Here is a 775-nt window from a genome sequence, read left to right as displayed (position 1 = left end):
GCTTTCATTCATAGTCGTTATATTTTTCTGTGCCACTTTCAACGTAACATTCCCCTTTGTATATCTTTCTATCTATCATTATACGAGAAGAGTATCCCTTTTTCTAGTCTAAATAAATAAGGTGGCTGAGCATAACCCAACTGTAAAGATGAACGATTACAAGATAGTGATTTTTTAGAACGTTTACTTTCAACAGGTTAATTTTAATACGTTCGTTGTTGAGTAGTGAAAATTTAAAACTAGTAACAGCTTCGTTGATTTCCGCCTCCGGGCAGTACGCTTTCCGTGGGCACGGCTTCAGCCTCCTCGCGGAAAGCCCACCGCTGCGGGGTCTTCAGACACGTGCTTTTCCCACAGGAGTCGACTGCCCTCCGGCTCCAATCAACAATAGAGATAGTAGTAACATACTGTGCAGAGTTTGTTTACCAAGCACACCCAGCGAAGGAAATACACGGAGACTCCTACGGGAGGAAAGGCCTAGGTGAGACAACGCAGTGCGTTAGCACAAGGAAGGCTCAACAGCCGCCCGTGGAAAGCGGAGTGTATTTCCGTAGCGGTAAAAATTTTACTGTCGATAGTTACTGCCCTGTTTAAGCATATTGATAATATAAACAGAAATAAGAAATCCGAACAAATACAAATGTTAATTAAAAAAATGTATATGTGTTCGGATGTTTTATAATAAATACTTTATTTTCTAGAGGATGTTCAAAAAGTCCGGTAAAAATGACACTGCGAATTTCTTCGTTGGCTTGCTTCTCCGCTGCTCATGTAT

Annotated in this window: 1 protein-coding gene; it reads left to right on the top strand. The window is 41.0% G+C overall.

Annotation, left to right across the window (positions count from 1 at the left end; genetic code table 11):
• Positions 1–481 precede the first annotated feature (481 nt).
• Positions 482–682 (top strand): hypothetical protein, encoded by a 201-nt coding sequence (locus tag ACPYKA_RS16910; RefSeq protein WP_479543386.1) that lies wholly within the window; start codon positions 482–484, stop codon positions 680–682.
• Positions 683–775: the final 93 nt, after the last annotated feature.

Origin of the sequence: Pseudogracilibacillus amylolyticus (SeqCode) (assembly GCF_051918545.1) — a bacterium.
In the GTDB taxonomy this organism is placed as follows: Bacteria; Bacillota; Bacilli; order Bacillales; family Amphibacillaceae; genus Pseudogracilibacillus.
Note: the sequence above shows the minus strand (reverse complement) of the source record. Positions and strands in the feature narration are given on the sequence as shown.